The organism is Streptomyces gardneri, assembly GCF_006539185.1.
GTDB classification, from domain to species: domain Bacteria; phylum Actinomycetota; class Actinomycetes; order Streptomycetales; family Streptomycetaceae; genus Streptomyces; species Streptomyces gardneri.
This window is the reverse complement of sequence record NZ_BJMN01000037.1, coordinates 70,646-96,035: the sequence shown is the minus strand read 5'-3', so window position 1 is coordinate 96,035 and position 25,390 is coordinate 70,646. Positions and strand designations below refer to the sequence as shown.

Below are 25,390 nucleotides of genomic sequence, written 5' to 3'. Positions count from 1 at the left end.
CGCGTCCGACCGGGCATGGTTGGATGCGAACAAGAGGGTGAAAGCGACCGGCAGGCGGGAATCGTGAGGATCTTCGGGAAGGTACGGCATCGGCCCTCCGCCTCGTGGCGGCAGGCCACCGACCGCGCGTTCACGCTGATCGGCGACGGCCGGTACGAGGACGCGGGCGCGCTGCTGACACGTGCGGCGGATCTGGAGCCCTGGCTCTCGGAGTCCTGGTTCAACCTGGCCCTGCTGCACAAGTTCCGGCACGACTGGGAGCAGGCCCGGGCCGCCGGGCTGCGCGCGGTCGCGCTGCTCGACAAGGAGACCGGCGCCCCCGACTGGTGGAACGTCGGCATCGCCGCCACCGCGCTCCAGGACTGGCCGCTGGCCCGCCGGGCCTGGCAGGCGTACGGCCTGAAGGTGCCCGGCGCCGCCGCTGGCACCGGCGAGCCCGCCGGCATGGAGCTGGGCAGCGCCGCCGTCCGGCTCTCGCCCGAGGGCGAGGCCGAGGTCGTGTGGGGCCGCAGGCTGGACCCGGCCCGGATGGAGGTCCTCTCCATCCCGCTGCCGTCCTCGGGGCGCCGCTGGGGCGAGGTCGTCCTCCACGACGGCGTGCCGAACGGCGAGCGCACCACCACCGCAGGCCCGTCCTACCCGGTCTTCGACGAGATCGAGCTGTGGGCGCCGTCGCCCGTCCCCACCTGGGTGGTCCTCCTGGAGGCCGCCACCGAGGCCGACCGGGACGCCCTGGAGCAGCTCGCCGCCGACGCGGGCTTCGCCGCCGAGGACTGGTCGTCCTCCGTGCGGCTGCTCTGCCGCGCCTGCTCGGAGTCGACGATGCCGAGCGCCGAGGGCGAGGGCGAGCACTCCGACCCGCACGACCACAGCGAGCCGGGGCACCCCGGGCCGCTCGGCCACCGCTCGCCCGGCGAGCTGTGGGTCCCGGAGCGGGAGTGCGGCATCGCGGCCCCGGCGGGCCTGGTGCGCGGGCTCCTCGACGGGTGGGTGGCGGACAGCCCCGACAGCCGTGAGTGGCGGGATCTGGAAGAGGTCTGCTGACGCTGCCCGTAGGCTGTACGGGATCGTTTTACTGGGGTTCCGAGGAAGGCACGCGCCGGTCATGACGCAGCAGGACACTGACGAGCAGATCAACGACGGAAACGACGGCTTCGTCGTGGACACGGAGGACTGCGAGGCGCGCGAGCTCGCCCACCGCGAGCGCGGTACGGCCCGCCCGATCACCGTCGTCGGCAACCCGGTGCTCCACAAGGAGTGCAAGGACGTCACCGAGTTCGACGAGAAGCTCGCGGCGCTGATCGACGACATGTTCGCCAGCCAGAAGGCCGCCGAGGGCGTGGGCCTGGCCGCGAACCAGATCGGTGTCGACCTCAAGGTCTTCGTCTACGACTGCCCGGACGACGACGGCGTCCGGCACACCGGGGTCGTCGTCAACCCGGTCCTGGAGGAGCTGCCGGCCGACCAGCGCCACCTGGACGAGTCCAACGAGGGCTGCCTCTCCGTGCCGACCGCCTACGCCGAGCTGGGCCGCCCCGACTACGCGGTGGTCAGCGGCCAGGACGCCCAGGGCAACCCGATCAAGGTGCGGGGTACCGGCTACTTCGCCCGCTGCCTCCAGCACGAGACGGACCACCTGTACGGGTACCTGTACATCGACCGCCTCTCCAAGCGCGACCGCAAGGACGCCCTGCGCCAGATGGAAGAGGGCACCCCGCGCTACGAGACGGTGCCGAACGCCTGATCACCGGTACGCGTATGGAGAAGGGCCCCGCACTCACTCGGAGTGCGGGGCCCTTCCTCGTACAGCCGGGTCCTAGAAGTCCTCGTCCAGGTCCACCGAGCCCTCGACCGCCACCTGGTAGGCGGACGGGCGGCGCTCGAAGAAGTTGGTCAGCTCCTGGACGCCCTGGAGCTCCATGAACGCGAAGGGGTTCTCGGAGCCGTAGACCGGCGGGAAGCCGAGACGGACCAGGCGCTGGTCGGCGACGCACTGGAGGTACTCGCGCATCGACTCGGTGTTCATGCCGGGCAGGCCGTCACCGCACAGGTCGCGGCCGAACTGCAGCTCCGCCTCCACGGCCTCCCTCAGCATGTCGGTGACCTGCTGCTGGAGGGCGTCGTCGAAGAGCTCCGGCTCCTCCTTGCGGACGGTGTCCACGACCTCGAAGGCGAAGTTCATGTGCATCGTCTCGTCGCGGAAGACCCAGTTGGTGCCGGTGGCCAGGCCGTGCAGCAGACCGCGGGACCGGAACCAGTACACGTACGCGAAGGCGCCGTAGAAGAACAGGCCCTCGATGCACGCCGCGAAGCAGATCAGGTTCAGCAGGAAGCGGCGGCGGTCGGCGGCCGTCTCCAGCTTCTCGATCTTCTCGACCGAGTCCATCCAGCGGAAGCAGAACTGCGCCTTCTCGCGGATCGAGGGGATCTCCTCGACCGCGTCGAACGCGGCGGCGCGGTCGGCCGGGTCGGGCAGGTAGGTGTCGAGCAGCGTCAGATAGAACTGGACGTGCACGGCCTCCTCGAACAGCTGGCGCGAGAGGTACAGGCGCGCCTCGGGGGAGTTGATGTGCTTGTACAGCGTCAGCACGAGGTTGTTCGACACGATCGAGTCGCCGGTCGCGAAGAACGCGACCAGCCGGCCGATCATGTGCTGCTCACCGGGGGTGAGCTTGGCGAGGTCGGCGACGTCCGAGTGGAGGTCGACCTCCTCCACCGTCCACGTGTTCTTGATCGCGTCGCGGTAGCGCTCGTAGAAGTCCGGGTAGCGCATCGGACGCAGGGTCAGCTCGAAGCCCGGGTCGAGGAGGTTCTTGTTCTCGATGGTGCTCATTACTGGCAGGCCTCGCAGGACTCGGGGTTTTCCAGGGAGCAGGCGAGGGCGTCCGCGTCGGAGGCCGCCTGCTGGACGGGGATCGGGACGGCGGCGGCCGTCGACGCCTGGGCGGCGCGGGCGATCCGGGTCGCCGGGCGCGAGCGCAGGTAGTACGTCGTCTTCAGCCCCTGCTTCCAGGCGTACGCGTACATCGACGACAGCTTGCCGATCGTCGGCGTCTCCATGAACAGGTTCAGGGACTGCGACTGGTCGAGGAACGGGGTGCGCGCGGCGGCCATGTCGATCAGACCGCGCTGCGGGATCTCCCAGGCCGTGCGGTACAGCTCGCGGACCTCGGCCGGGATCCAGGTGAAGCCCGCGACCGAGCCGCTGGCGTCGCGCAGCGCGTCCCGGGTCTGCGCGTCCCACACGCCGAGCCGCTTCAGCTCGTCGACCAGGTAGGAGTTGACCTGGAGGAACTCGCCCGACAGCGTCTCGCGCTTGAAGAGGTTGGAGACCTGCGGCTCGATGCACTCGTACACGCCGGCGATCGAGGCGATCGTCGCCGTCGGCGCGATGGCCAGGAGCAGGCTGTTGCGCATGCCGACCGTGGCGATCCGCTCGCGCAGGGCCGCCCAGCGCTCGGGCCAGTTGAGCTCGACGTCGTAGTGGTCGGGGTGCAGGACACCGCGGGCCGTGCGGGTCTGCCCCCAGGCGGGGAGCGGGCCGCTGCGCTCGGCGAGGTCGGCGGAGGCCTCGTACGCGGCCAGCATGATCCGCTCGGAGATCTTCGTCGACAGGGCGCGCGCCTCGGCGGAGTCGAACGGCAGCTTCAGCTGGAAGAAGACGTCCTGGAGGCCCATCGCGCCCAGGCCGACCGGCCGCCAGCGGGCGTTGGAGCGCCCGGCCTGCTCGGTCGGGTAGAAGTTGATGTCGACGACCCGGTCGAGGAAGGTGACGGCCGTACGGACGGTCGCGTCCAGCCGCTCCCAGTCGATGTCGCCACCGGCGACGAACGAACCCAGGTTGACCGAGCCGAGGTTGCAGACGGCCGTCTCGCCGTCGTTCGTGACCTCGATGATCTCGGTGCACAGGTTCGAGGAGTGGACGACCGTGCCGGGCTCGGCCGTCTGGTTGGCCGTCCGGTTCGACGCGTCCTTGAAGGTCATCCAGCCGTTGCCGGTCTGGGCCAGGGTCCGCATCATCCGGCCGTACAGGTCGCGGGCCGGCATCGTCTTGCGGGCCAGGCCCTTCGCCTCGGCGGCGCGGTAGGCGGCGTCGAACTCCTCGCCGTACAGGTCGACGAGCTCGGGCACGTCCGCCGGGGAGAAGAGCGACCACTCGGCGTCCGCGTTGACCCGGCGCATGAACTCGTCCGGGATCCAGTGCGCCAGGTTCAGGTTGTGCGTACGGCGCTGGTCCTCGCCCGTGTTGTCGCGGAGCTCCAGGAACTCCTCGATGTCCGCGTGCCAGGTCTCCAGGTAGACGGCCGCGGCGCCCTTGCGTCGGCCGCCCTGGTTCACGGCGGCGACGGAGGCGTCGAGGGTCTTGAGGAACGGGACGATGCCGTTGGAGTGCCCGTTGGTGCCGCGGATGAGGGAACCGCGGGCGCGGATGCGGGAGTAGGAGAGGCCGATGCCGCCGGCGTGCTTCGAGAGGCGGGCGACCTGGTGGTAGCGGTCGTAGATGGAGTCCAGCTCGTCCTGCGGGGAGTCCAGGAGGTAGCAGGAGGACATCTGCGGGTGGCGCGTACCCGAGTTGAAGAGCGTGGGGGAGGAGGGGAGGTAGTCCAGACGGCTCATCAGGCCGTACAGCGCGGAGACCTCGTCGAGCGCGCGGGTGCTCTCGTCCTCGGCGAGGCCGCAGGCGACGCGGAGCATGAAGTGCTGCGGGGTCTCGATGACCTTGCGGGTGATCGGGTGGCGCAGCAGGTAGCGCGAGTAGAGGGTGCGCAGACCGAAGTAGCCGAAGCGGTCGTCGCCGGCGCCGTCGATGGTGACGTCGAGCCGGTCGGCGTGGAGCGTGACGAAGTCGGCGGTGCGGTCGGCGATGAGGCCCTCGCGGTGCCCGACGGCGACGGAGGCCGAGAAGGTGACGGAGCCCTGGGAGGCGGCCTCGTCGGCGATGGTGATCGTCAGGAGCCGGGCGGCGAGCCGGGAGTAGGCCGGGTCCTCGGAGATCAGGCCGGCGGCCGCCTCGGTGGCCAGCTCGCGCAGTTCCGCCTCGTCCGACGTGGCGCTGCGGCCGCGGAGCGCGGCGGCGGCGACCTTGCCGGGGTCCGTGTCGGGCAGGTCGGCGGTGAGATCGGTCAGGGTCCGCAGCAGCATGGTGCCGGGTCCGTCGCTCTCGATCGCCGTGGCCGGATCGGCGGGCGCGATGGTCACGTGGGGCTCTCCCTCGCTCGGCTCTGGGCCGCGGCGGGGGGAAGGCGGGCAGGCGGGCATCCGTACGCCGGACACGCCGCGTCCACCGGCCCACTCCGCGAGGCCCGGACGTCAGTGACACCCGGAACGGAAGGACCGGGCGCGCTGTCGGCAGGTCCTCGGACTCGCCTCGTACGTGCACCTGGGTGCGAACACATGGGTACGAAGCACACCGTTGCGGGACAGTTCCGGATTCGCGCCGGATTTCCCTGCGTCGACAGCGAGGACGAGCATACATGTGGGGGGCGCCGCTCGCGGAACCCCCCACATGTTGTGTCGCCCTGGCTTGTCTCCGGGTCTCAGAACTCCAGGGCGTAGGTCCGCAGCCGGTGGTCGGGAACCGGTTCCCAGTCCCGCTCAGGGGTGCGTACGAAGCCCATGCGCTCGTAGATCCGGTGCGCCGCGACCATCTTGGCGTCCGTGGAGAGCACGAGCCGCGCGCACTCCGGCACGGCCCGCGCGCGGTCCGCGCAGGCGCGCACGAGCGCCTCGCCGACGCCCCTGCCGCGGGCCGCGGGGGAGACCACGAGCATCCGGAACTCGGCCTCGCCGGTGACGGCGATGTCCGCCCACGGGGTGGAGCCGGGGGCGAAGGTGACCCCGCCGATGATCCGGCCGTCCGCGTCGACGGCCACGAGCACCTCGGCCTCGCGAGCCCGCCGTGCCGTGTCCCGGAGCACGTCCAGATAGAAGTCGTCGGCGCCGTACAGCAGCAGCCCGTCGTCCAGGTAGGTCTGCCCGGTGAGTTCCCCGAGCTCCTCGTACTCCTCGGGCCGTACTGCCCTGATCGTGAAGTCCATGGCGCCAGTCTGCCCCGGGGGCACGCGAAGGGGCCCGGGATTTCCTCGCGGAGATCCCGGGCCCTTTCCCGCAGGTCGTACGGGTCAGTGCACGTTGGCGCCGACCTTCGCGGCCGCCTTGCGGGACGGCGCGTCGCCCGCGTCGGCCGTGTAGTCCGACGGAGAGGTCTCGTCGATGCCGTCGGGGGCCTTCAGGGCCTTGAGGACGAAGGTCAGGACGACCGTGACGACGACGTTGAGGACGAAGGCGGTGAGGCCGATGTAGCCGATCTCGCCGATGCCCGGGATCTCGGCGGAGGAGCCGCCGAAGTGCTTCTGCGTCGGGCTGGCCACGCCGTACGCGGCGGCCGTGCCGTAGACCATGCCCACGGCCCAGCCGGCGAGCAGCGCCCAGCGGTGGAACCAGCGAGTGAAGAGACCGCCGACCAGCGCCGGGAAGGTCTGGAGGATCCAGATGCCGCCGAGCAGCTGGAAATTGATCGCGACCGTCTTGTCCATGGTGAGGACGAAGGCCAGCGCGCCGACCTTCACCAGGAGCGAGACCAGCTTGGAGACCTTGGTCTCCTGGGCCGGGGTCGCGTTCGGCTTGATGAAGTCCTTGTAGATGTTGCGGGTGAAGAGGTTGGCCGCGGCGATCGACATGATCGCGGCCGGGACGAGCGCGCCGATGCCGATCGCGGCGAAGGCGACACCCGCGAACCAGTCCGGGAACATGGTCTCGAACAGCTGCGGGATGGCGAGCTGGCCGTTCTTGACCTGGATCCCGGCGGCGATCGCCATGAAGCCGAGCAGCGCGAGCAGGCCCAGCATCAGCGAGTACAGCGGCAGGATCGTGGTGTTGCGGCGGATGACCTCACGGCTGCGCGAGGACAGCGTCGCCGTGATGGAGTGCGGGTACATGAAGAGCGCGAGCGCCGAGCCGAGCGCCAGCGTCGCGTACGTCCACTGGCCGGCCTCGCCGGGGACGAGCGTGCCGCGCGGCTTGCCGGTCGCCGGGTTGGTCTGGGCGTAGGCCTCGCCGGCCTTGGCGAAGATCTCGTCGAAGCCGCCGAGCTTGATCGGGATGTAGATGATCGCCACGGCGATGACGATGTAGATCAGGGTGTCCTTGACGAAGGCGATGAGCGCGGGCGCGCGCAGCCCCGAGGAGTACGTGTACGCCGCGAGGACGCCGAAGGCGATGAGCAGCGGCAGGTCCTTGATGAACCAGTGGGTGTTCTCGCCGCCGCCGACGCCCATGACGTCCAGGACGGCCTGGATGCCGACGAGCTGGAGCGCGATGTACGGCATGGTCGCGAGGATGCCGGTGACGGCGACCGCGAGCGACAGACCCTTGGAGCCGAAGCGGCCGCGCACGAAGTCGGAGGTGGTGACGTATCCGTGCTTGTGCGAGACCGACCAGAGGCGCGGCAGGAAGGTGAAGATCAGCGGGTACACCAGGATCGTGTACGGGACGGCGAAGAAGCCGGCCGCGCCCGCCGCGTAGATCGCCGCAGGGACCGCGACGAAGGTGTAGGCCGTGTAGAGGTCGCCGCCGAGCAGGAACCAGGTCACCCAGGTGCCGAACGACCGGCCGCCCAGGCCCCATTCGTCGAGGCTGTTCTCGTTCTCGGCCCTGCGCCAGCGCGAGGCCAGGAATCCCATGACCGTGACGGCCAGGAAGAAGAAGATGAAGACGGCGAGCGCCACGCCGTTCACGCCGGTGACGTCCTTCATCGCGCGTCACCTCCCTTGCGGGCACGCTGGTCCAGCTGCCACAGCTTGTACGCGATCATGGTCAGAGCGGTGGAGATCAGCACCCAGAGCATCTGGTACCAGTAGAAGAACGGGATGCCCGCGAAGAGCGGTTCGGTCTTCGCGTAGGAGCTCACCCAGAGCATCGCCACGAACGGCGCGAACAGACAGAGCGCGATCACCACCCGCAGCGGGGTGATGGTCGGTTGTTTCCCTTGTGCCGTTTCCGGTGCTTCTGCCGCCTCTGACATGGCGATTCCGTCCCCTCGCTGATCACCTCGGTAATGCTGGGGAAATCTAGGGGACGGTCACGCTCCATGGAACCCCTGTCCGCATAACGGAAGTGATTCCTCCGGGAACGCGAAAACGAGGAGGGCCGCCGGGACTTCGGCAACCCCCCTCGTCGGACGTGTGGATCCGGTCAGTCGGTGGGCCGCTTGAGGCGCGCCACGAACTTGTAGCGGTCGCCGCGGTAGACGGAGCGCACCCACTCGACCGGCTCGCCCTGGGCGTCCAGGGAGTGGCGGGAAAGCATCAGCATCGGCAGGCCCACGTCCGTACCGAGCAGACCGGCCTCGCGCGGGGTGGCGAGGGAGGTCTCGATGGTCTCCTCGGCCTCGGCGAGACGGACGTCGTAGACCTCGGCCAGGGCCGTGTACAGCGAGGTGTACTTCACCAGCGAGCGGCGCAGCGCGGGGAAGCGCTTGGCCGAAAGGTGGGTGGTCTCGATCGCCATCGGCTCGCCGCTCGCCAGGCGCAGCCGCTCGATCCGCAGGACGCGGCCGCCGGCCGAGATGTCGAGCAGTCCGGCGAGCGTGTCGTCGGCGGTGACGTACCCGATGTCGAGGAGCTGCGAGGTGGGCTCCAGGCCCTGCGCGCGCATGTCCTCCGTGTACGAGGTGAGCTGCAGGGCCTGCGAGACCTTGGGCTTCGCCACGAAGGTGCCCTTGCCCTGGATGCGCTCGAGGCGGCCCTCGACGACCAGCTCCTGGAGCGCCTGGCGCACGGTGGTGCGCGAGGTGTCGAACTCGGCGGCGAGCGTCCGCTCCGGCGGGACCGGTGTGCCGGGCGGCAGGGTCTCCGTCATGTCGAGCAAGTGCCGCTTCAGTCGGTAGTACTTGGGCACGCGAGCGGTGCGGGTGGCGACCCCGCTCTCCGGTTCCGTGCTGCCCGCGTCCCTGGCCATGGCCTGCCTTCCCGACTCCTGTGCTGCTGCCGTCACCGGCTCCTCCGTCTGTAGCGGCTCACATGGTGGCACGGACCGGTCACGGGTCGTCGCCCTACCTCAGGTGTCGGTCCGATAACGGACGCGACTGCCCTTCTTATACACCCTTGACACCCCTAAAGGTCTAGGCCAAGCTCCGGGTACTGGTCTAAACCATTAAAGACCAGGTCCCAGCCCCACGAGCACTACCTGACGTATGTCTTCGCGCGGTGGGCAGGGGTTGCAGGCATCCCTGAGGAGGGTGGCGTGAAGCGCAAGCTCATCGCGGCGATCGGCGTCGCGGGCATGATGGTCTCTATCGCTGCATGTGGTTCGGACAGCGACAAGAAGGAGAACAACGCCGGCAAGCCGTCGGCCGGGGGCGACAAGTCCCTGACGGTCTGGGTCATGGACGGGTCCGCTCCGGACGCGTGGATGGCCGAGGTGAACAAGGCGTTCGAGGCCAAGCACCCGGGTGTCAAGGTCAAGGTCGAGAAGCAGGTCTGGAACGGCATCCAGGAGAAGGTCACCACCGCCCTCTCCGAGGACACCCCGCCGGACGTCCTGGAGCTCGGCAACACCCAGACCGCCGGTTACGCGGTCACCGGCGGTCTCGCCGACCTGACGGGTGACAAGGCCAAGCTCGGCTACGACGCCTGGAACAAGGGCATGGTCGCCTCCAACGAGCTGGACGGCAAGCTCTACTCCGCTCCGTGGTACGCCGCCAGCCGCGTCGTCATCTACGACAAGGCCGCCTACAAGAAGGCCGGCGTCACCCCGCCGAAGACCCGCGCCGAGTGGATCGACGGTCTGAAGAAGCTCAAGGCCGCCGACCCGAAGTCGCAGGCGATCTACCTGCCGGGTCAGTCCTGGTACGTGCTCGCCGGCCTCATCTGGGACGAGGGCAGCGACCTCGCGGTCAAGGACGGCGACAAGTGGAAGGGCAACCTGTCCTCCCCCGAGGCCGTCAGCGCCGTGAACTTCTACAAGGAGCTGGCGTCCTACTCCACCGCTCCGAAGGACAAGGACGAGGCGACCCCGCAGCAGTCCACCGACGTCGTCCCCAAGGGCGGCGTGGCGTCCTGGATCGGCCTCGGCTGGGAGGCCGGCGGCGCGATCGACGCCATGAAGAAGGCCGGCAAGACGGCCGACTTCGGCTACTTCCCGATCCCGGGCAAGACCGCTGACAAGCCGGGCTCCGTCTTCCTCGGCGGCTCGAACCTCGCCATCTCCGAGCGCTCCCAGAACAAGGAGCTCGCGAAGGAGTGGCTGGCCCTCGCCGCCGGCAAGGAGCACATGACCACGTACGCGAAGGCCACCGAGGGTGCGCTGCTCCCGAACCAGGACGGCGCGCAGTTCAAGCCGGCCGCCGGTTCCTTCGCCGAGTCGATGGCCGTGTCGTCCGCGTCCGGCAAGGTCACCCCGGTGACGCCGGGCTGGGCGAACGTCGAGACCGCGCCGAACCCGATCAAGGACTTCATGACGAAGGTCCTGAAGGGCGGGGACGCCAAGGCGGCCGGCGAGGCGGCCGACAAGGTCATCAACGAGCGCATCAACCAGCAGTAATCCGTAGCCAGGTGGTGCGGCCGGTGTCGCACCGGCCGCACCACCGGCGCTTGCAGTGACGCTTTGCAGTGACGCATCGCATGCAGTGACCAGCGGCCCGCTCCCCCGGGCCGTGCCCCGGTGGGCGCGGGAGCCCCAGAACCGCGAGGAATAAGACCATGACCGTGGACTCCCAGGGGACGGCCAGCGCCGCTCCTCAGGACGCGCCCGGGAGGGCGGCAGGGAAGTCTCAGACTCCGCCATCCCCTTCCGGCTCGAAGGAAGTCCTTCAGCCCTCGCGCGGCAGACGCTCGCTGCCGAGTGGGCTGCTGCCCTATCTGCTCGTCGCGCCGGCCCTGCTGTCCATGGCGGTGCTCCTGCTCTACCCGCTGATCCGCAATGTGATGCTCTCCTTCCAGCAGCTCAACCGGAAAGAGTTCATCACCCGCGAGACGATCTGGATCGGCTTCGACAACTACACGGACCTGCTGAGCGACTCGCAGTTCTGGACGGTCGTCGTCCGAAGCGTGGTCTTCACCGCCGTCAACGTCGCCCTGATCATGGCCATCGGCACGGGCGTCGGTCTGCTGCTGAACCGCCTCGGCAAGAAGATGCGACTGGTCCTCTCGCTGGCCCTCATGCTCGCCTGGGCCATGCCGATCATCGCCTCCGTCACCGTCTTCCGCTGGCTCTTCGACGAGCAGTTCGGTGTCGTCAACTGGGTCATGCGCACGCTCGGCTTCTCGGGCTACGAGCAGCACAACTGGTTCGAGACGGGCTTCTCCACCCTCGTCATCATCCTGATCCTGCTCGTCTGGGGCTCCGTCCCCTTCGTCGCCCTCAACATGTACGCCGCCCTGACCACGGTCGGGACGGAGCTGTACGAGGCCGCCAAGATGGACGGCGCGAGCGGCTGGCGGACCTTCTGGTCCGTGGTCTTCCCGAACCTCAAGTCCTTCTTCATGATCACGACGTTCCTGGAGATCATCTGGATCTTCAAGGCGTTCGCCCAGGTCTACGCCATGAACCAGGGCGGTCCCGACCGAGGCTCCGAGACGCTCCCCGTCTTCGCCTACATCGAGGGTGTCGGCCAGTTCCACTACGGTGTCGCCGCCGCCATCTCCGTCCTGACGATCGTGATGCTCATCGCGGTCATGTCCTTCTACTTCCGCCTGATCCTGAAGCAGGAGGAGGAGCTGTGAGCACCACCACTGAGACTCCGCAGAAGCTGCGCACCAGGAAGCCGCTGACGGTCGGCGTCATCGCCAAGAACCTCACCGCCCTCGTCCTCGCCGTGGTGTTCGTCTTCCCCGTCTACTGGATGTTCTCGTCCTCGCTGAAGCCGCAGCACGAGATCATGACGAAGGACCCCGTCTTCGTCTTCACGCCGACGTTCGAGAACTACACGACCGCGACCGGTGTCGACCTGTTCTGGACGTACGTCCAGAACAGCCTCCTCGTCACCCTCGGCGCCGTGCTGCTCGCGCTCCTCGTGGCCCTGGCCGCGAGCTTCGCGATCGCCCGCATGAAGTTCAAGGGACGCAAGGGCATCGTCCTGATCGTGATGCTGGCGCAGATGGCCCCCTGGGAGGTCATGGTCATCGCGATGTACATGATCTCCCGTGAGAACGACATGCTGAACAGCATCCCGATGCTCACGCTGATCTACTTCGTGATGGTCCTCCCCTTCACCATCTGGACCCTGCGCGGCTTCATCGCCGCCGTCCCGGTCGAGCTGGAGGAGGCCGCGCAGATCGACGGCTGCACCCGCGGTCAGGCCTTCCGCAAGGTGATCTTCCCGCTCCTCGCTCCCGGCCTCATGTCGACCTCGCTCTTCGGCTTCATCACCGCCTGGAACGAGTTCGCCATGGTCCTGATGCTGAACAAGGACAAGGAGTCGCAGACCCTGACGCGCTGGCTCACCGAGTTCCAGACCGCGTTCGGCAGTGACTGGGGCGCCACCATGGCCGCCTCCACGCTCTTCGCTCTCCCCGTGCTCATCGTGTTCCTCTTCCTCCAGCGCAAGGCCGTCGGCGGCATGACCGCCGGCGCGGTGAAGGGATAACGGCTCCCATGACGACTCTCGTACACGGCTCGGACACCCTGACCCGTGACGCGCTCACGGTGCTCCAGCCCGGCTTCGTCGGCACCACCGCCCCCGACTGGCTGCGTCGCCACATCGGCGAGGGCCTGTCCTCGGTCGGCCTCTTCGGCCGGAACATCGTCAGCCCCGAACAGCTCGCCGCGCTCACCGCGCAGCTGCGCGCCGAGCGGGACGACGTCCTCGTCGCCATCGACGAGGAGGGCGGGGACGTCACCCGCCTCGAGGTCAAGCAGGGCTCGTCCTTCCCCGGCAGCTACGCGCTGGGCAGCGTCGACGACGTCGAGCTCACCCGGGCCGTCGCCCGCGAGCTCGGCCGCCGCCTCGCGCAGTGCGGCGTCGACCTCAACTGGGCGCCCTCGGCGGACGTCAACTCCAACGCCGAGAACCCGGTCATCGGCGTCCGGTCCTTCGGGCCGGACCCGGACCTGGTCGCCCGGCACACCGTGGCGTACGTCGACGGCCTCCAGGGCGTCGGGGTCGCGGCCTGCACGAAGCACTTCCCGGGACACGGCGACACCAACGTCGACTCGCACGACGCGCTGCCCCGGATCGATGTGGACCTCGCCACACTGCACGCCCGTGAGCTGGTACCTTTCCGCGCCGCCATCGCCGCGGGTACCAAAGCGGTCATGAGCGCGCATATTCTTCTCTCCGCGCTCGACCCGCACCGTCCGGCCACCCTGAGCCCGCAGATCCTCACCGGTCTGCTGCGCCAGGAGCTGGGCTTCGAGGGGCTGATCGTCACCGACGGCATGGAGATGCAGGCCGTCGCGGCGACGTACGGCATCGAGCGCGGATCCGTCCTCGCGATCGCCGCGGGCGCCGACGCCATCTGCGTCGGCGGCGGGCTGTGCGACGAGGACACCGTACTGCGACTGCGCGACGCGCTGGTCGACGCGGTACGGACCGGTGAACTGCCCGAGGAGCGGCTGGCCGACGCCGCGGCGCGCGTGCGCGCCCTGGCGGCCTGGACCCAGTCGCACCGGGCGAGGGGGGCTGAGTCGGTGTCGGGCGCGGCAGTGCAGGAGGGGACCGCGCCCGGCGCCGACATCGGACTCGTCGCGGCCCGCAGGGCCCTGAAGGTGACCCGCGGGGAGCAGCCGTACACCCCGGTGAGCAGCGCTCCCTACGTGGCCTCCTTCACCCCGGTCGCCAACTTCGCGGTCGGTGACGAGACGCCCTGGGGCATCGCGGCGGAGCTGGAGCGCCTGCTGCCCGGCACGGAGACCGGCTCGTACGCCGAGGCCTCCGTGGACGCGATCCTCGCCGCCGCGGGGGAGCGCCGGATCGTCGCGGTCGTCCGTGACGCCCACCGCCACCCGTGGATGACCGACGCCCTGGACGGCCTGCTCGCGGCCCGTCCCGACACCGTCGTGGTCGAGATGGGCCTCAACGAGGCGGAGCCCCGTGGGGCCCTGCACATCGCCACGCACGGCGCGGCCCGCGTCTGCGGCCGCGCGGCCGCCGAGGCCGTGGTCGGCACCGGCGCCTGAGCGCCGCCCGTACGCCCGTAAGCCCGTACGCGAAGGGGCCCGGCACCTGGATCAGGTGCCGGGCCCCTTCGGCGTTCCCCTGGCGGGGCCGGACTCAGATGCCCTGCCAGGCGGGCTTGTTCGCGAAGGTGTGGCGGAAGTAGTCCGCGAGCTTCAGCTTGGAGGCCGCCGCCTCGTCCACGACGATCGTGGCGTGCGGGTGCAGCTGGAGCGCGGAGGCCGGTACGAGCGCGGCGACCGGGCCCTCGACGGTCTGCGCCACGGCCTCGGCCTTGCCCTCGCCGGTGGCGAGCAGCACCAGGTGACGGGCCTCCAGGATGGTGCCGATGCCCTGGGTGATGACGTGGTGGGGCACCTGCTCGATGTCGTTGTCGAAGAAGCGGGCGTTGTCCACGCGGGTCTGCTCGGTGAGCGTCTTGATCCGGGTGCGCGAGGCGAGCGAGGAGCACGGCTCGTTGAAGCCGATGTGCCCGTCGGTGCCGATGCCCAGGATCTGCAGGTCCACACCGCCGGCCTCGGCCAGCGCCTTGTCGTAGGCCTCGCACGCCGCCAGGACGTCCTCGGCGGAGCCGTCGGGGCCCATGAAGGCCTCCTGGGAGAGCCCGAGCGGCTCGACGACCTGGCGGAGCACGGTGGAGCGGTACGACTCGGGGTGCCCGGCCGGCAGTCCGACGTACTCGTCCAGCTGGGCGATCCGGGCCCGGGAGGCGTCCACGGAGCCGGCCGCGACCTGGGCGGTCAGGGCGTCGTAGATGGGGATCGGAGTCGAACCCGTGGCAACGCCGAGCAGCGCGTCGGGCTTGCGGCGCAGGAGGCCGGCGATGCCGTCCGCGATGAGCTCGCCGCCCGCCTTGGCGTCCTTGACGATGACAACTTCCACGCTGTGCCTGCCGATCTGGTGGAGGGGCCGGGGAGGGTCCATGTGGTATAGACCAATCAAAGCCAAATCTAGCAGAGGGAGGGCCGTCTCCTCATGCCGTTCCGCGGTGCGGACGGCACCGCCACCATCGTCTGCCGCCCCCGCCCCTCCAGCCACTTGAACCCCGCCGATCCCGTGGGCCGGCTCAGGTCAGCGAGCCTCCCGTGACGTCGATCCAGTGGCCCGTCACCCAGCGCGCGTCCTCGGAGGCAAGGAAGGCCACCACGTCCGCTATCTCCGCCGGGGTGCCGACCCCGCCGAGCGCCGACAGCGCCGCCGCCCCGGCCCAGGCCTGCTCGTCGCCCCGCAGCCAGGCGGCGTTGATGTCCGTGTCCACGATCCCCGGCGCCACCGAGTTGACCGTGATCCGCCGCGGCCCGAGGACCTTGGACAGGTCCCGGGTGAAGACGTCGAGCGCGGCCTTCGACATCGAGTACGCGATCAGGTCCGGCATGACCGCCGTCCTGGTCAGCCCGGTCGAGACGTTGATGATCCGGCCGCCGTCCCGGAGTCGCTCGGCGCCCAGCTGCGCGAGGAAGAACGGCGCCTTGGCGTTGATGGCGAAGACCCGGTCGTACTCCTCCTCGCCGAGCGTCGCGAACGGCTTCGACGCCGCGATCCCCGCGTTGTTCACCAGGATGTCCAGGCCGCCGTCCCCGCCGACGGCCGTGTCGAACGCCTCCCACAGGGCCGCCGCGTCCCCCGGGACGCCCAGCTCCTGGCCGAGCGTGAAGGCCTCGCCGCCCGCCGCCTCGATCGCGGCGACCGTCTCCTTCGCCGCCGTCTCGTTGCTCCCGTAGTGCACCGCGACCCGCGCGCCCTCGCGGCCGAGCCGCTCGGCGATCCCGCGTCCGATGCCGCGGCTGCCGCCCGTGACCAGTGCCGTCTTCCCTGCGAGCACGCCCATGGCGACGCCCCCCTCGTTTGTGTAGTGGTCGTTACGAAAAGACCGTACCCCACTTTTGCTAGCGCGCGCTATAGAATTCACTCCATGGTGACGAGACAGCGCGGCCGCCCCCGCTCCTTCGACCGGCTCACGGCCCTGGAGCAGGCCACGATGGCCTTCTGGGAGCACGGCTACGAGACGACCTCCGTCGCCGATCTCACCCGCGTCATGGGCATCAGCGCGCCCAGCCTCTACTCGGCCTTCGGCGACAAGCGGACGCTCTTCGAGGAGGTCGTCGAGGCGTACGCCGGGTCGTACGGGTCGTACGGCGACCGCGCCTTCACCGAGGAGCCGACGGCCCGTGGCGCCATCGGGCGCCTCCTGCGGGAGTCGGCGGAGCTCTTCACGGAGTCGGGCCATCCGCGCGGCTGTCTGATGATCTCCGCCGCGGTCAACTGCTCGACCCCCGAGGTCGAGGAGGCCCTGCGGGCGCGCCGGGAGGCCAATCTGACCTCCTTCGAGGCCCGGATCCGCCGGGACGTCGAGGCGGGGGAGCTGGCGCCCGGCACCGACGCCCGCGCACTGGCCCGCTTCAGCGGCGCCGTACTCCAGGGCATGTCCCAGCAGGCCCGCGACGGGGCGACGCGCGAGGATCTCGCGGCGGTGGCGGAGTGGGCGATGAGGTCCTGGCCGGCGGCGGCCCCGGGGGAGAGTCGGGGAAAGGCCCCGGCGGCGGCCCCGGAAATGGCCCCGGAAACACCCGCGGGCCGCGGCGCCTGACGGGACCCTCAACCCGTCCGGCACCGCAGCCCGGAGTTGCTCGGCCGGGGGTGTGCGGTCCCTCGGCCGTGTGGGAGGTCTCGACGCAGTCAGGGCAGAGAGCGTCGGGTACCTCGTTCCACCCTCCTGTGCGGGGAGGGTGGAGGCTAGTTGCGTTCATTGTGGACTAGACCATTCTTGTCTGTCCATCCACAGGAGCGCGGCCCTTCCCGGCCCATCCTCCAACACGGACGCCCGGAGATCCAGGTTCACCGCCCCTGCAATTCCGCGGGTACCCTCGCACCGTGCCCTCCATGAACGACCTCGTGCGCCAGCACACCGCCCTGAGCGACTCCGACCTCGAGTGGCTCCACCTGCTGGTGTCCGAGTGGCAGCTGCTCTCGGACCTCTCCTTCGCCGACCTCGTCCTGTGGGTCCCGACCCTCGACGGCACGCGATACGTCTCCGTCGCCCAGATGCGGCCCAACACCGGCCCCACCTCCTACCAGGACGACATGGTCGGCCACCTGGTGCCGCGCGGCCGCCGCCCCCTGCTCGACGCCGCCCTCGACGAGGGCCGGATCGTCCGCGAGGGTGACCCCGAGTGGCGCGAGGAGGTCCCGGTGCGGGTCGAGTCCATCCCCGTACGCCGTGAGGGCCGGGTCCTCGGCGTCATCGCCCGCAACACCAACCTGCTCACGGTCCGCACGCCCTCCCGGCTGGAGCTCACCTACCTCCAGTCGGCCTCCGACCTCGCGCAGATGATCGCGGCCGGAACGTTTCCCTTCCCCGGCGAGCAGGTCGACATGGACTCCTCGCCGCGCGCCGGCGACGGCCTCGTCCGTCTGGACGCGGAGGGCGTCGTCCAGTATGCCTCGCCCAACGCCCTCTCCGCCTATCACCGGCTCGGGCTCGCCGCCGACCTCGTCGGCCAGCACCTCGGTCAGATCACCGCGGAGTTCGCCCCCTCCCGCGGGCCGGTCGACGAAGCCCTGGTCAAGCTGGCCTCCGGCTACGCGCCGCGCGAGTTCGAGGTCGAGGGCAACGGCGGAGTGATCCAGCTGCGGGCGATCCCGCTCAGCCCCAAGGGCACCCGGATCGGCTCGCTCGTCCTCCTCCGCGACGTCACCGAACTGCGCCGCCGCGAGCGCGAGTTGATCACCAAGGATGCCACCATCCGGGAGATCCACCACCGGGTGAAGAACAACCTCCAGACCGTGGCGGCCCTGTTGCGGCTCCAGGCCCGTCGGATGGACTCCGACCAGGGCCGCGAGGCGCTCAACGAGGCTGTGCGGCGCGTCGGTTCGATCGCGATCGTCCACGAGACGCTGTCCCAGAACCTGGACGAGCGCGTCGAGTTCGACGAGATCGCCGACCGGGTGATCGCGATGGTCGCCGAGATCTCCCCGGGCAAGGTCACCTGCCGGCGCAACGGCCGCTTCGGCATTCTCGACGCCGAGGTCGCGACCCCGCTCTCCATGGTCCTCACGGAGATCCTCCAGAACGCCCTCGAACACGCCTTCGCTCAGGGTGAGCAGGGCACCGTCGAGGTCACCGCCGTCCGCGGTGAGCCCCGTGTCGACGCCCGGCTCCTCATCACGGTCCAGGACGACGGCCGCGGTCTGCCCGAGGGCTTCGACCCGCAGCGGGCCGGCAACCTGGGACTCCAGATCGTACGGACGCTGGTGGAAGGGGAGTTGGGCGGAACGTTCGACATGGTCCCCGGCGCCGAGCGCGGCACGAAGGTGATCCTCGACATCCCCGTACTGCCGCAGAAGTGATCCTGCGACGCGCGGCTCCCTGACGCGCGGTTCCTCCGACGCACAGCAGCGAGCCCCGGACCGAGGAGATCGGTCCGGGGCTCGAATGCTGTGGGTTACTACTGCGCGCTGCGACTCGAGGGCGGTGATTGCATACGCGATGTATGCGCCGCTGGCCTCAGGCTGTCGGCGGGGTGTCAGGCGGTAGCGTTACGCGCCCGGTTGCGAGCGGCACGGCGCTTCATCGCGCGGCGCTCGTCCTCGCTGAGGCCACCCCAGACGCCGGAGTCCTGGCCGGACTCGAGCGCCCACTGCAGGCACTGCTCCATGACGGGGCAGCGGCGGCAGACGGCCTTGGCTTCCTCGATCTGCAGCAGCGCAGGACCGGTGTTGCCGATGGGGAAGAACAGCTCGGGGTCTTCCTCACGACAAACGGCGTTGTGACGCCAGTCCATGGCTGCTACCTCTCTAGGGTGTTACAAGCTGGTTGCTTGTGAATGTGAACGCTTTCACGAATCCCCCCGTAAGTGAAGGGCCGACTGCCAGATGAACTGGTGTGGTCCAGGTACTGAGGAGGGGTTCTGGCTCTCAGTGGAGGCCGGTGTTGCGGGCCGTCCCGATCGCCAAGAAGAGACTCGCAAACCTCGGCGGGGGATACAACCCCTTCCGGAAAGTTTTTTTTGATTCCTCGGTGTCGACTAGGTCACAGCCGTACTTCTAAGGGGTGGATGCGCGCCTAAACGTTCGAGTGAAAGGACTTTGGGCCCTTCCACTCACACAATCACACGCAGTGCACGGCGTACGCCTGTGAACGTCACGCTCGTACGCAGTCCCAGGTGGTCGCCGTCCATCTGAAGGGGCAGCGGAACCTTGGAATGCAAGGTGAAGTCGGTCAGGTCGTGCAGAGTCACGGCGTGCTTGCCGCGGGGACCCCGCTCGGGCGTGGAGGTGAGCAGCTGAGTGGCGTACCGGGCCACCGCCGGGGTGGAGAGACGGCTCAGTCCGAGCACGTCGAGAGCGGTCTCGAAGGACGCCTCGGGGGACGCGTACACCGGACGATTGCCCAGGTAGGTCCAGGGGGAGGTGTTGCAGATTATGGAGAGGACGAGGTCCTCGACCGGCTCGGCGCCGGGGCGCTCCAGGGTGATCGTGCCGTGCCGCCGGTGCGGCTCGTCGAGGAACTGGCGGAACACCTGGCGGAGATAGAGGGCATGGGTGGATCTCTTCCCGCGCTCCCTCTGCTGTTCGACTCGGCCGATGACGCTCGCGTCGAATCCGAGGCCGGCGCAGAAGGTGAACCAGCGCGAGGGGACCGCCTCGTCCTCGGTGCCCGGCGTCCCGGCCGCAAGCCCGAGGCTCACTGTGCGTGCTCGCCGCTCACGCAGGGCGTCGAGCAGGGCGCCGGTCGCCTCCACGGCGTCGTTCGGCAGTCCGAGCGCGCGGGCGAAGACGTTGGTCGAGCCGCCGGGGACGACCGCGAGGCCCGGCAGCCGGTCCGGGTCGGGCCCGCCGTGCAGCAGTCCGTTGACGACCTCGTTGACCGTGCCGTCGCCGCCGAGGGCCACGACGAGGTCGATGGTGCCCGAGTCGGCGGCCCGTCGTCCCAGGTCGCGTGCGTGCCCGCGGTACTCGGTGGTGACCGCCTCCAGCTTCATCTCGCTCGCCAGCGCGTGGATGAGCACGTCACGGGTGCGGGCACTGGTGGTGGTGGCTGCCGGATTGACCACGAGAAGTGCGCGCATGAGCGCCAGGGTACCTACTTGGCGGTACCGAGCGCAGTCCAGGCCCATCCGTCGGACACCCTGCGGGGCTCAGGACGGGGAGCCCCGGCGGGCTTCCGGGCGGCCCGGTTACCCTGCCCTTTATGAGCAGCAGCAGTACGGAGCAGACCTCCCGCCCCAACCGTCTCGCCGCAGCGGCGGCCGTGGCAGGTGTCGAGGCCCTCGGGCTCCTCGCCGGCGGCGTGTACATGCTGGTGAAAGCCCTCACGGACGGGACCGGTGACCTCACCGGCGCCCTGACCGGCGCGGTGACGCTTGTCGCACTCGGACTGATCCCGCTCGCCGCGGCCCGCGGCCTGTGGCTGTGCCGGTCCTGGAGCCGGGGCCCGGCCGTCATCACCCAGATCCTGGCCCTGCCGGTCGCCTGGCAGATGCTCCAGGCCGACAGCGCGATGATCCCGGCCGGCATCGTCCTCGGCGTCCTCGCCGTCACCGGGCTCGTCCTCCTGGTGAACCCGGCCACGACCGAGGCGCTCGGCATCCGGCGCCCCGGTCAGGACACTCCGTAGAGCCTTCGGCCCTACTCCTCCACCAAAAGCTTCTCGCGAAGCGACGCCAGGGTCCGAGCCAGCAGACGAGACACGTGCATCTGGGAGATGCCGACCTCCTGCGCGATCTGCGACTGGGTCATGTTCCCGAAGAAACGCAGCAGCAGGATCCGCTTCTCCCGGGGCGGCAGGTCCTCCAGGAGCGGCTTGAGCGACTCGCGGTACTCGACCCCCTCCAGGGCCTCGTCCTCCGCGCCCAGCGTGTCCGCCACGGCCGGCGACTCGTCGTCCGTGTCCGGGACGTCCAGGGAGAGCGTCGAGTAGGCGTTCGCCGACTCCAGCCCTTCCAGGACCTCCTCCTCCGAGATCCCGAGCCGCTCGGCCAGCTCGTGCACCGTCGGGGAGCGGCCGTGCTGCTGGGAGAGCTCGGCCGTCGCCGTGGTCAGCGAGAGCCTCAGCTCCTGGAGGCGGCGCGGCACGCGGACCGCCCACCCCTTGTCGCGGAAGTGGCGCTTGATCTCGCCGACGACCGTCGGGGTCGCGTACGTCGAGAACTCGACCCCGCGCTCCGGGTCGAACCGGTCCACCGACTTGATCAGGCCGATCGTCGCCACCTGCGTCAGGTCGTCCAGCGGCTCGCCGCGGTTGCGGAAGCGCCGGGCCAGGTGCTCCACCAGCGGCAGGTGCATCCGGACCAGCCGGTTGCGCAGCTCCGCCTTCTCCGGGGAGCCCTCCGGCAGCTCGCGCAGCTCGACGAAGAGGGCGCGCGCCCCGCTCCGGTCGTTCGGGGCGGGGACGACGGGGGCCTGCTCCGGGGCCTCGCCGGCCTCGGAGGCTTCGGCGGCCTTCGCCTCGGCCGCCTTCGTGTCGTCTTCGGCGCTCGGCATGCCCGAAGAGGCTCCGGAGACCTCGGAGCCGTCGGAGACCTCGGAGGTCCCGGTGACCTCGGAGGCCTCGGAGACCCCAGAGGTCCCGGAGGCCGTCGAGGCCTCCGGGAGGCCGGGTGTCTCGGGAACCTGGTGGTGCTGCTCGTGCTCGCTCATCTGGTCCGCCTGCTCCGTAGCGACCTCATGCGGCCGCGCCTGCTGCTCAGGGATGCCGGCCGTCGCGTCCCCGCTCCTCACGCCGGGCCTGGCCCCGCGCCGCGCTGTTTGTACAGGCTGATCGAGACCGTACGGTCATCGGCCACCGACGACTCCACCTTCCCGGCCAGTGCCGAAAGCACCGTCCAGGCGAAGGTGTCCCGCTCCGGCGCCCGACCGTCGGTCGTCGGGGCGGAGACCGTCACGTCCAGCGAGTCGTCGACCAGCCGGAAGACACAGCTGAGGACGGACCCGGGCACGGCCTGCTGGAGCAGGATCGCGCAGGCCTCGTCGACGGCGATCCGCAAGTCCTCGATCTCGTCGAGGGTGAAGTCCAAGCGCGCCGCGAGGCCGGCCGTGGCCGTACGCAGCACGGACAGATAGGCACCCGCAGCGGGCAGCCGGACTTCCACGAAGTCCTGGGTCCCGGGCTCGCCTGTGATCTGGGACACCCTCACCTCCAAGGTGGCACAAGCTCATTCGGGGTCCGGGGGGAGAGGCCCCGGACCGGGCGGTGCGCAGGGGGCTGCGCAGTCCGCCGTGACGCTATCGCGATCCGTCCCGCCGTGTCGCCGTGAGCCCCCCCGGCCCCCGATCACGCTCGTCACCCATGGTAGGCCCATGGGTGCGGACGGTGGGTAGAGGTGTGCGGGGGGCGAAAACGAGCGACCGGCGGAGGGATGACGTACCCAACTGCGAGGCGGTCGAACCGCCCCACCGGCCGTCAGACGATCGCACCGTCCACGAAGCACCAGCGCCAGGCCTCGCCCGGCTCGAACGTCCGCATCACCGGGTGCCCGGTGGAGGAGAAGTGCCCCGTCGCGTGCCGCCCCGCCGACGAGTCGCAGCAGCCGACGTGCCCGCAGCTCAGACAGATCCGCAGCTGCACCGGATGCGTCCCGTCCGCCAGACACTCCGGGCAGGTGTCGGCCAGCGGCACCGGTTCGGGGCGCGGCATTTCGGCAACGTGCGGGCACTCGCTCATGATGGCCAGGTTACGTTGCGACACAGGACAGGGACGGGGCACACGGGCATGGACGCACTGCAGCTGGTGGCTCTGGTGGCGGCGAGCGCCGCGATCGCGGGGTTCGCCCGCAGGACCCCGGTCCCGGCCCCGCTGCTCCTGGTCGCCGTCGGCCTGGCCGCCTCGTACGTACCGGGAGTCCCGGACTACACGCTCGACCCGCACATCGTGCTGCCGCTGATCCTGCCCCCGCTCCTCTACACGGCGGCCGTCGAGTCCTCCTACCTCGACCTGCGGGCCAACATCCGGCCCGTCGCCCTGCTCTCCGTGGGCTACGTCCTCTTCGCCACCGTGGCCGTGGGCTGGCTCGCGTACGTCCTCGTCCCCGACCTGCCGCTCACGGCCGCGCTCGTGCTCGGCGCGGTCATCGCCCCGCCGGACGCGGTCGCCGCCACGGCCATCGCCCGCAAGCTCGGCCTGCCCAACCGGATCACCACGATCCTCCAGGGCGAGTCCCTGGTGAACGACGCCACCGCCATCACCGCCTACAAGGTCGCCCTCGCGGCTGCGGTCGGCGAGGGCGTCAGCTGGGCCGGCGGGATGTGGGAGTTCGCGCTCGCGGCCGTCGGCGGGATCGGCGTGGGCCTGGTCCTCATGGTCCCCATCCACTGGCTGCGGCGCGGCCTCGGCGACTCCCTCCTCCAGAACACCCTCTCCCTCCTCATCCCCTTCGTCGCCTACGCGGCCGCCGAGGAGGTCGGCGCCTCCGGTGTCCTCGCCGTCGTCGTGGTCGGCCTCTTCCTCGGCCACCGCGCCTGGCAGGTCGACTTCGCGACCCGGCTCCAGGAGGAGGCCGTCTGGAAGATGGTCGCCTTCATCCTGGAGTCCGCCGTCTTCGCCCTGATCGGGCTCCAGCTGCCGTACGTCGTCGAGGGCCTCGGCCAGTACGGCATCGCAGAGGCCGTCTGGTACGCGGTCGGGGTCTTCGTGGCCGTCGTCGTCGTCCGCTTCGTCTGGGTCTACCCGGCGACCTTCCTGCCCCGATGGCTCTCCGCGCGCGTGCGGGAGCGCGAGCCGGGAGTGGACTGGAGAGCCCCGCTCGTCGTCGGCTGGGCCGGCATGCGCGGGGTCGTCTCCCTCGCCATCGCCTTCTCCATCCCCGTCGTCACGGACGGGGTGGAGTTCCCCGCCCGCAACCTCGTCCTCTTCCTCACCTTCACCACCGTCATCGGCACGCTCGTGGTGCAGGGCCTCACCCTGCCCCCGCTCATCCGGCTCCTGAAGCTCCCCGGCCGCGACCGGTACGCCGAGACCCTCGCCGAGGCGCAGGCCCAGAGCGAGGCCTCCCGGGCCGCCGAGGAACGCCTCGACGCCCTCCTCGCCGACGAGCGCAACGCCCTGCCGCAGCCCCTCGCCGACCGGCTGCGCACCGTCCTGGAACGGCGCCGGAACTCCGTCTGGGAGCGGCTCGGGGCGGTCAACGAAGCCACCGGGGAGACGGCGGACGACACGTACCGGCGGCTCTCGCGCGAGATGATCGACGCCGAGCGCGAGGTCTTCGTGCAGCTGCGCGACGCGCGCCGCATCGACGACGAGATGATGCGTACGCTGCTCCGCCGCCTCGACCTGGAGGAGGCCGCCGCGTACCGCGAGGAGGCGGCGGACTAGGACCCTTCCGGGGGCGGCTCGGGGGCGCCCGTCACCACCGCCGCGAGCCGGGTGCCCGCCGGGAACGCGCCCTCCTCCGCGAGGGTCACGAGCCCGTGGAGCATTTTGGCGACATACAGCCGCTCGATGGCGAGTCCGTGCCGCGCCTCGAAGTCCCGTGCGAACGCCTCGAGAGCCGGCCCCGTACGGGCGTAACCGCCGCAGTGGAACCGCTCGTCGAGGGCCCAGTCACCGCGCGCCCCGCCGAACGCCGCCTCCTGGAGGGCGCGGATCTCCGTGCCCAGGAAGCCGCCCTTGAGGACCGGGATCCCCAGCGCCCTCTGCCCGGGGGAGAGGCCGGCCGCGAGGCCCGCGAGGGTGCCGCCCGTGCCGCAGGCGACGGCGACCACGTCCGCCGCCCCCGCGAGCTCGCGGCCGAGCTCCACGCACCCGTGCACGGCGAGGGCGTTGCTGCCGCCCTCCGGGACCACGTACGTCTCCGCGGGGGCCCGTTCCAGAAGCGCGGCGAGCGTGGCGGGATCGCTCTTCGCGCGGTACGTGGCCCGGTCCACGAACTCCAGCCGCATCCCGTCCGCCGCACACCGCGCGAGGGACGGGTTGAGCGGTCGCCCGGCCAGCTCGTCGCCGCGGACGACACCGATCGTGGGGAAGCCGAGGAGCCGGCCGGCGGCGGCCGTGGCGCGCAGGTGGTTCGAGTACGCGCCGCCGAAGGTGAGCACGGGACGGCCGTCCGCCTCGCGCAGGTTGAGCGCGAGCTTGCGCCACTTGTTGCCCGGCAGGTCGGGGTGGATGAGGTCGTCGCGCTTGAGCAGCAGGGTGAGACCGCGCCGGGCGAAGCGTTCGTCCTCCACCGGCTCCAGGGGCGAGGGGAGCCGGGGCCGCAGGGGGGAGAGGTCGAACGTGTTCACCCGGCCATTGTCCAGGCCGACCGCCGCCGACGGTGAGCACGGGACGGCCTGCCGGCC

General features: G+C 70.3%; 24 protein-coding genes and 1 riboswitch. Of the genes, 10 read left to right on the top strand and 14 right to left on the bottom strand.

Annotation, left to right across the window (positions count from 1 at the left end; all coding sequences use genetic code 11):
- The first annotated feature begins 63 nt into the window (after nucleotides 1-63).
- Entirely contained in the window at nucleotides 64-1,044 is a 981-nt protein-coding gene (locus SGA01_RS27360) for a tetratricopeptide repeat protein (RefSeq protein ID WP_055641407.1), read from the top strand.
- Nucleotides 1,045-1,105: 61 nt separating this feature from the next.
- Complete coding sequence (def, locus tag SGA01_RS27355) at nucleotides 1,106-1,744, top strand: peptide deformylase (protein WP_141299358.1); 639 nt, start codon at nucleotides 1,106-1,108, stop codon at nucleotides 1,742-1,744.
- 72 nt (nucleotides 1,745-1,816) lie between these two features.
- Here the strand turns inward: def and SGA01_RS27350 are convergent, their stop codons facing one another.
- From SGA01_RS27350 to SGA01_RS27325, 6 genes are all read right to left on the bottom strand, one after another.
- A complete protein-coding gene (locus SGA01_RS27350; RefSeq protein WP_141299356.1) occupies nucleotides 1,817-2,833 on the bottom strand; it encodes a ribonucleotide-diphosphate reductase subunit beta in 1,017 nt (338 codons plus the stop codon).
- Complete coding sequence (locus SGA01_RS27345) at nucleotides 2,833-5,199, bottom strand: ribonucleoside-diphosphate reductase subunit alpha (RefSeq protein ID WP_141299354.1); 2,367 nt, start codon at nucleotides 5,197-5,199, stop codon at nucleotides 2,833-2,835. Before SGA01_RS27345 ends, SGA01_RS27350 begins: the two co-directional genes overlap by 1 nt.
- 132 nt (nucleotides 5,200-5,331) lie before the next feature.
- Nucleotides 5,332-5,472: riboswitch (cobalamin riboswitch) on the bottom strand.
- A gap of 65 nt (nucleotides 5,473-5,537) precedes the next feature.
- A complete protein-coding gene (locus tag SGA01_RS27340) occupies nucleotides 5,538-6,038 on the bottom strand; it encodes a GNAT family N-acetyltransferase (protein ID WP_141299352.1) in 501 nt (166 codons plus the stop codon).
- Between the two features lie 84 nt (nucleotides 6,039-6,122).
- Nucleotides 6,123-7,754: a monocarboxylate uptake permease MctP gene (mctP, locus tag SGA01_RS27335; protein WP_141299350.1), complete on the bottom strand. Its 1,632-nt coding sequence runs from the start codon at nucleotides 7,752-7,754 to the stop codon at nucleotides 6,123-6,125.
- The gene (locus tag SGA01_RS27330) at nucleotides 7,751-8,023 is read right to left on the bottom strand and encodes a DUF3311 domain-containing protein (protein ID WP_079037413.1); all 273 of its coding nucleotides are present in this window, start codon (nucleotides 8,021-8,023) and stop codon (nucleotides 7,751-7,753) included. The genes mctP and SGA01_RS27330 overlap by 4 nt, the downstream gene beginning before the upstream one ends.
- Nucleotides 8,024-8,193: 170 nt before the next feature.
- Nucleotides 8,194-8,958 (bottom strand): GntR family transcriptional regulator, encoded by a 765-nt coding sequence (locus SGA01_RS27325; protein WP_141299395.1) that lies wholly within the window; start codon nucleotides 8,956-8,958, stop codon nucleotides 8,194-8,196.
- Nucleotides 8,959-9,243: 285 nt separating this feature from the next.
- Between SGA01_RS27325 and SGA01_RS27320 the strand changes: the two genes are divergently transcribed.
- From SGA01_RS27320 to SGA01_RS27305, 4 genes are all read left to right on the top strand, one after another.
- Nucleotides 9,244-10,542 carry an extracellular solute-binding protein gene (locus tag SGA01_RS27320; RefSeq protein ID WP_141299348.1) on the top strand — a complete coding sequence of 433 codons (1,299 nt, stop codon included), beginning with the start codon at nucleotides 9,244-9,246 and terminating at the stop codon, nucleotides 10,540-10,542.
- Nucleotides 10,543-10,700: 158 nt separating this feature from the next.
- Nucleotides 10,701-11,723, top strand: coding sequence for a carbohydrate ABC transporter permease (locus SGA01_RS27315; protein ID WP_141299346.1), 1,023 nt, complete (start codon nucleotides 10,701-10,703; stop codon nucleotides 11,721-11,723).
- The gene (locus SGA01_RS27310; protein WP_371866175.1) at nucleotides 11,720-12,586 is read left to right on the top strand and encodes a carbohydrate ABC transporter permease; all 867 of its coding nucleotides are present in this window, start codon (nucleotides 11,720-11,722) and stop codon (nucleotides 12,584-12,586) included. The genes SGA01_RS27315 and SGA01_RS27310 overlap by 4 nt, the downstream gene beginning before the upstream one ends.
- Before the next feature lie 8 nt (nucleotides 12,587-12,594).
- A complete protein-coding gene (locus SGA01_RS27305; RefSeq protein WP_055641399.1) occupies nucleotides 12,595-14,118 on the top strand; it encodes a glycoside hydrolase family 3 protein in 1,524 nt (507 codons plus the stop codon).
- 94 nt (nucleotides 14,119-14,212) lie between these two features.
- Here SGA01_RS27305 and nagB read toward each other — a convergent pair whose 3' ends face one another.
- Nucleotides 14,213-14,998 carry a glucosamine-6-phosphate deaminase gene (nagB, locus tag SGA01_RS27300; protein WP_055646029.1) on the bottom strand — a complete coding sequence of 262 codons (786 nt, stop codon included), beginning with the start codon at nucleotides 14,996-14,998 and terminating at the stop codon, nucleotides 14,213-14,215.
- A 184-nt stretch (nucleotides 14,999-15,182) separates the two neighbouring features.
- Nucleotides 15,183-15,944, bottom strand: coding sequence for an SDR family oxidoreductase (locus SGA01_RS27295; RefSeq protein ID WP_141299344.1), 762 nt, complete (start codon nucleotides 15,942-15,944; stop codon nucleotides 15,183-15,185).
- 84 nt (nucleotides 15,945-16,028) lie between these two features.
- Here SGA01_RS27295 and SGA01_RS27290 point away from each other — a divergent pair, with 84 nt between their 5' ends.
- Entirely contained in the window at nucleotides 16,029-16,703 is a 675-nt protein-coding gene (locus tag SGA01_RS27290) for a TetR/AcrR family transcriptional regulator (RefSeq protein WP_141299342.1), read from the top strand.
- A 293-nt stretch (nucleotides 16,704-16,996) separates the two neighbouring features.
- Nucleotides 16,997-18,463, top strand: a complete 1,467-nt coding sequence (locus SGA01_RS27285; protein WP_141299340.1) for a sensor histidine kinase — start codon at nucleotides 16,997-16,999, stop codon at nucleotides 18,461-18,463.
- A gap of 176 nt (nucleotides 18,464-18,639) precedes the next feature.
- On the opposite strand, the gene SGA01_RS27280 is transcribed toward SGA01_RS27285, so the two are convergent.
- Together SGA01_RS27280 and SGA01_RS27275 are read right to left on the bottom strand one after the other, a co-directional pair.
- The gene (locus SGA01_RS27280; RefSeq protein WP_004937597.1) at nucleotides 18,640-18,897 is read right to left on the bottom strand and encodes a WhiB family transcriptional regulator; all 258 of its coding nucleotides are present in this window, start codon (nucleotides 18,895-18,897) and stop codon (nucleotides 18,640-18,642) included.
- A gap of 318 nt (nucleotides 18,898-19,215) precedes the next feature.
- Complete coding sequence (locus SGA01_RS27275; protein ID WP_055641395.1) at nucleotides 19,216-20,184, bottom strand: diacylglycerol/lipid kinase family protein; 969 nt, start codon at nucleotides 20,182-20,184, stop codon at nucleotides 19,216-19,218.
- A 122-nt stretch (nucleotides 20,185-20,306) separates the two neighbouring features.
- Here SGA01_RS27275 and SGA01_RS27270 point away from each other — a divergent pair, with 122 nt between their 5' ends.
- On the top strand, nucleotides 20,307-20,732 hold the full coding sequence (locus tag SGA01_RS27270; protein ID WP_141299338.1) for a hypothetical protein: 426 nt from the start codon (nucleotides 20,307-20,309) through the stop codon (nucleotides 20,730-20,732).
- A gap of 11 nt (nucleotides 20,733-20,743) precedes the next feature.
- On the opposite strand, the gene SGA01_RS27265 is transcribed toward SGA01_RS27270, so the two are convergent.
- From SGA01_RS27265 to SGA01_RS27255, 3 genes are all read right to left on the bottom strand, one after another.
- Nucleotides 20,744-21,754, bottom strand: coding sequence for an RNA polymerase sigma factor SigF (locus SGA01_RS27265; RefSeq protein ID WP_229917616.1), 1,011 nt, complete (start codon nucleotides 21,752-21,754; stop codon nucleotides 20,744-20,746).
- A gap of 77 nt (nucleotides 21,755-21,831) precedes the next feature.
- Complete coding sequence (locus SGA01_RS27260; RefSeq protein ID WP_024761155.1) at nucleotides 21,832-22,245, bottom strand: ATP-binding protein; 414 nt, start codon at nucleotides 22,243-22,245, stop codon at nucleotides 21,832-21,834.
- A 272-nt stretch (nucleotides 22,246-22,517) separates the two neighbouring features.
- Nucleotides 22,518-22,778, bottom strand: a complete 261-nt coding sequence (locus SGA01_RS27255; RefSeq protein WP_055641392.1) for a UBP-type zinc finger domain-containing protein — start codon at nucleotides 22,776-22,778, stop codon at nucleotides 22,518-22,520.
- Nucleotides 22,779-22,826: 48 nt separating this feature from the next.
- Between SGA01_RS27255 and SGA01_RS27250 the strand changes: the two genes are divergently transcribed.
- Entirely contained in the window at nucleotides 22,827-24,425 is a 1,599-nt protein-coding gene (locus tag SGA01_RS27250) for a Na+/H+ antiporter (protein WP_141299335.1), read from the top strand.
- Here SGA01_RS27250 and SGA01_RS27245 read toward each other — a convergent pair.
- Entirely contained in the window at nucleotides 24,422-25,333 is a 912-nt protein-coding gene (locus SGA01_RS27245; RefSeq protein WP_141299333.1) for a 1-aminocyclopropane-1-carboxylate deaminase/D-cysteine desulfhydrase, read from the bottom strand. The genes SGA01_RS27250 and SGA01_RS27245 overlap by 4 nt on opposite strands.
- Nucleotides 25,334-25,390 lie beyond the last annotated feature (57 nt).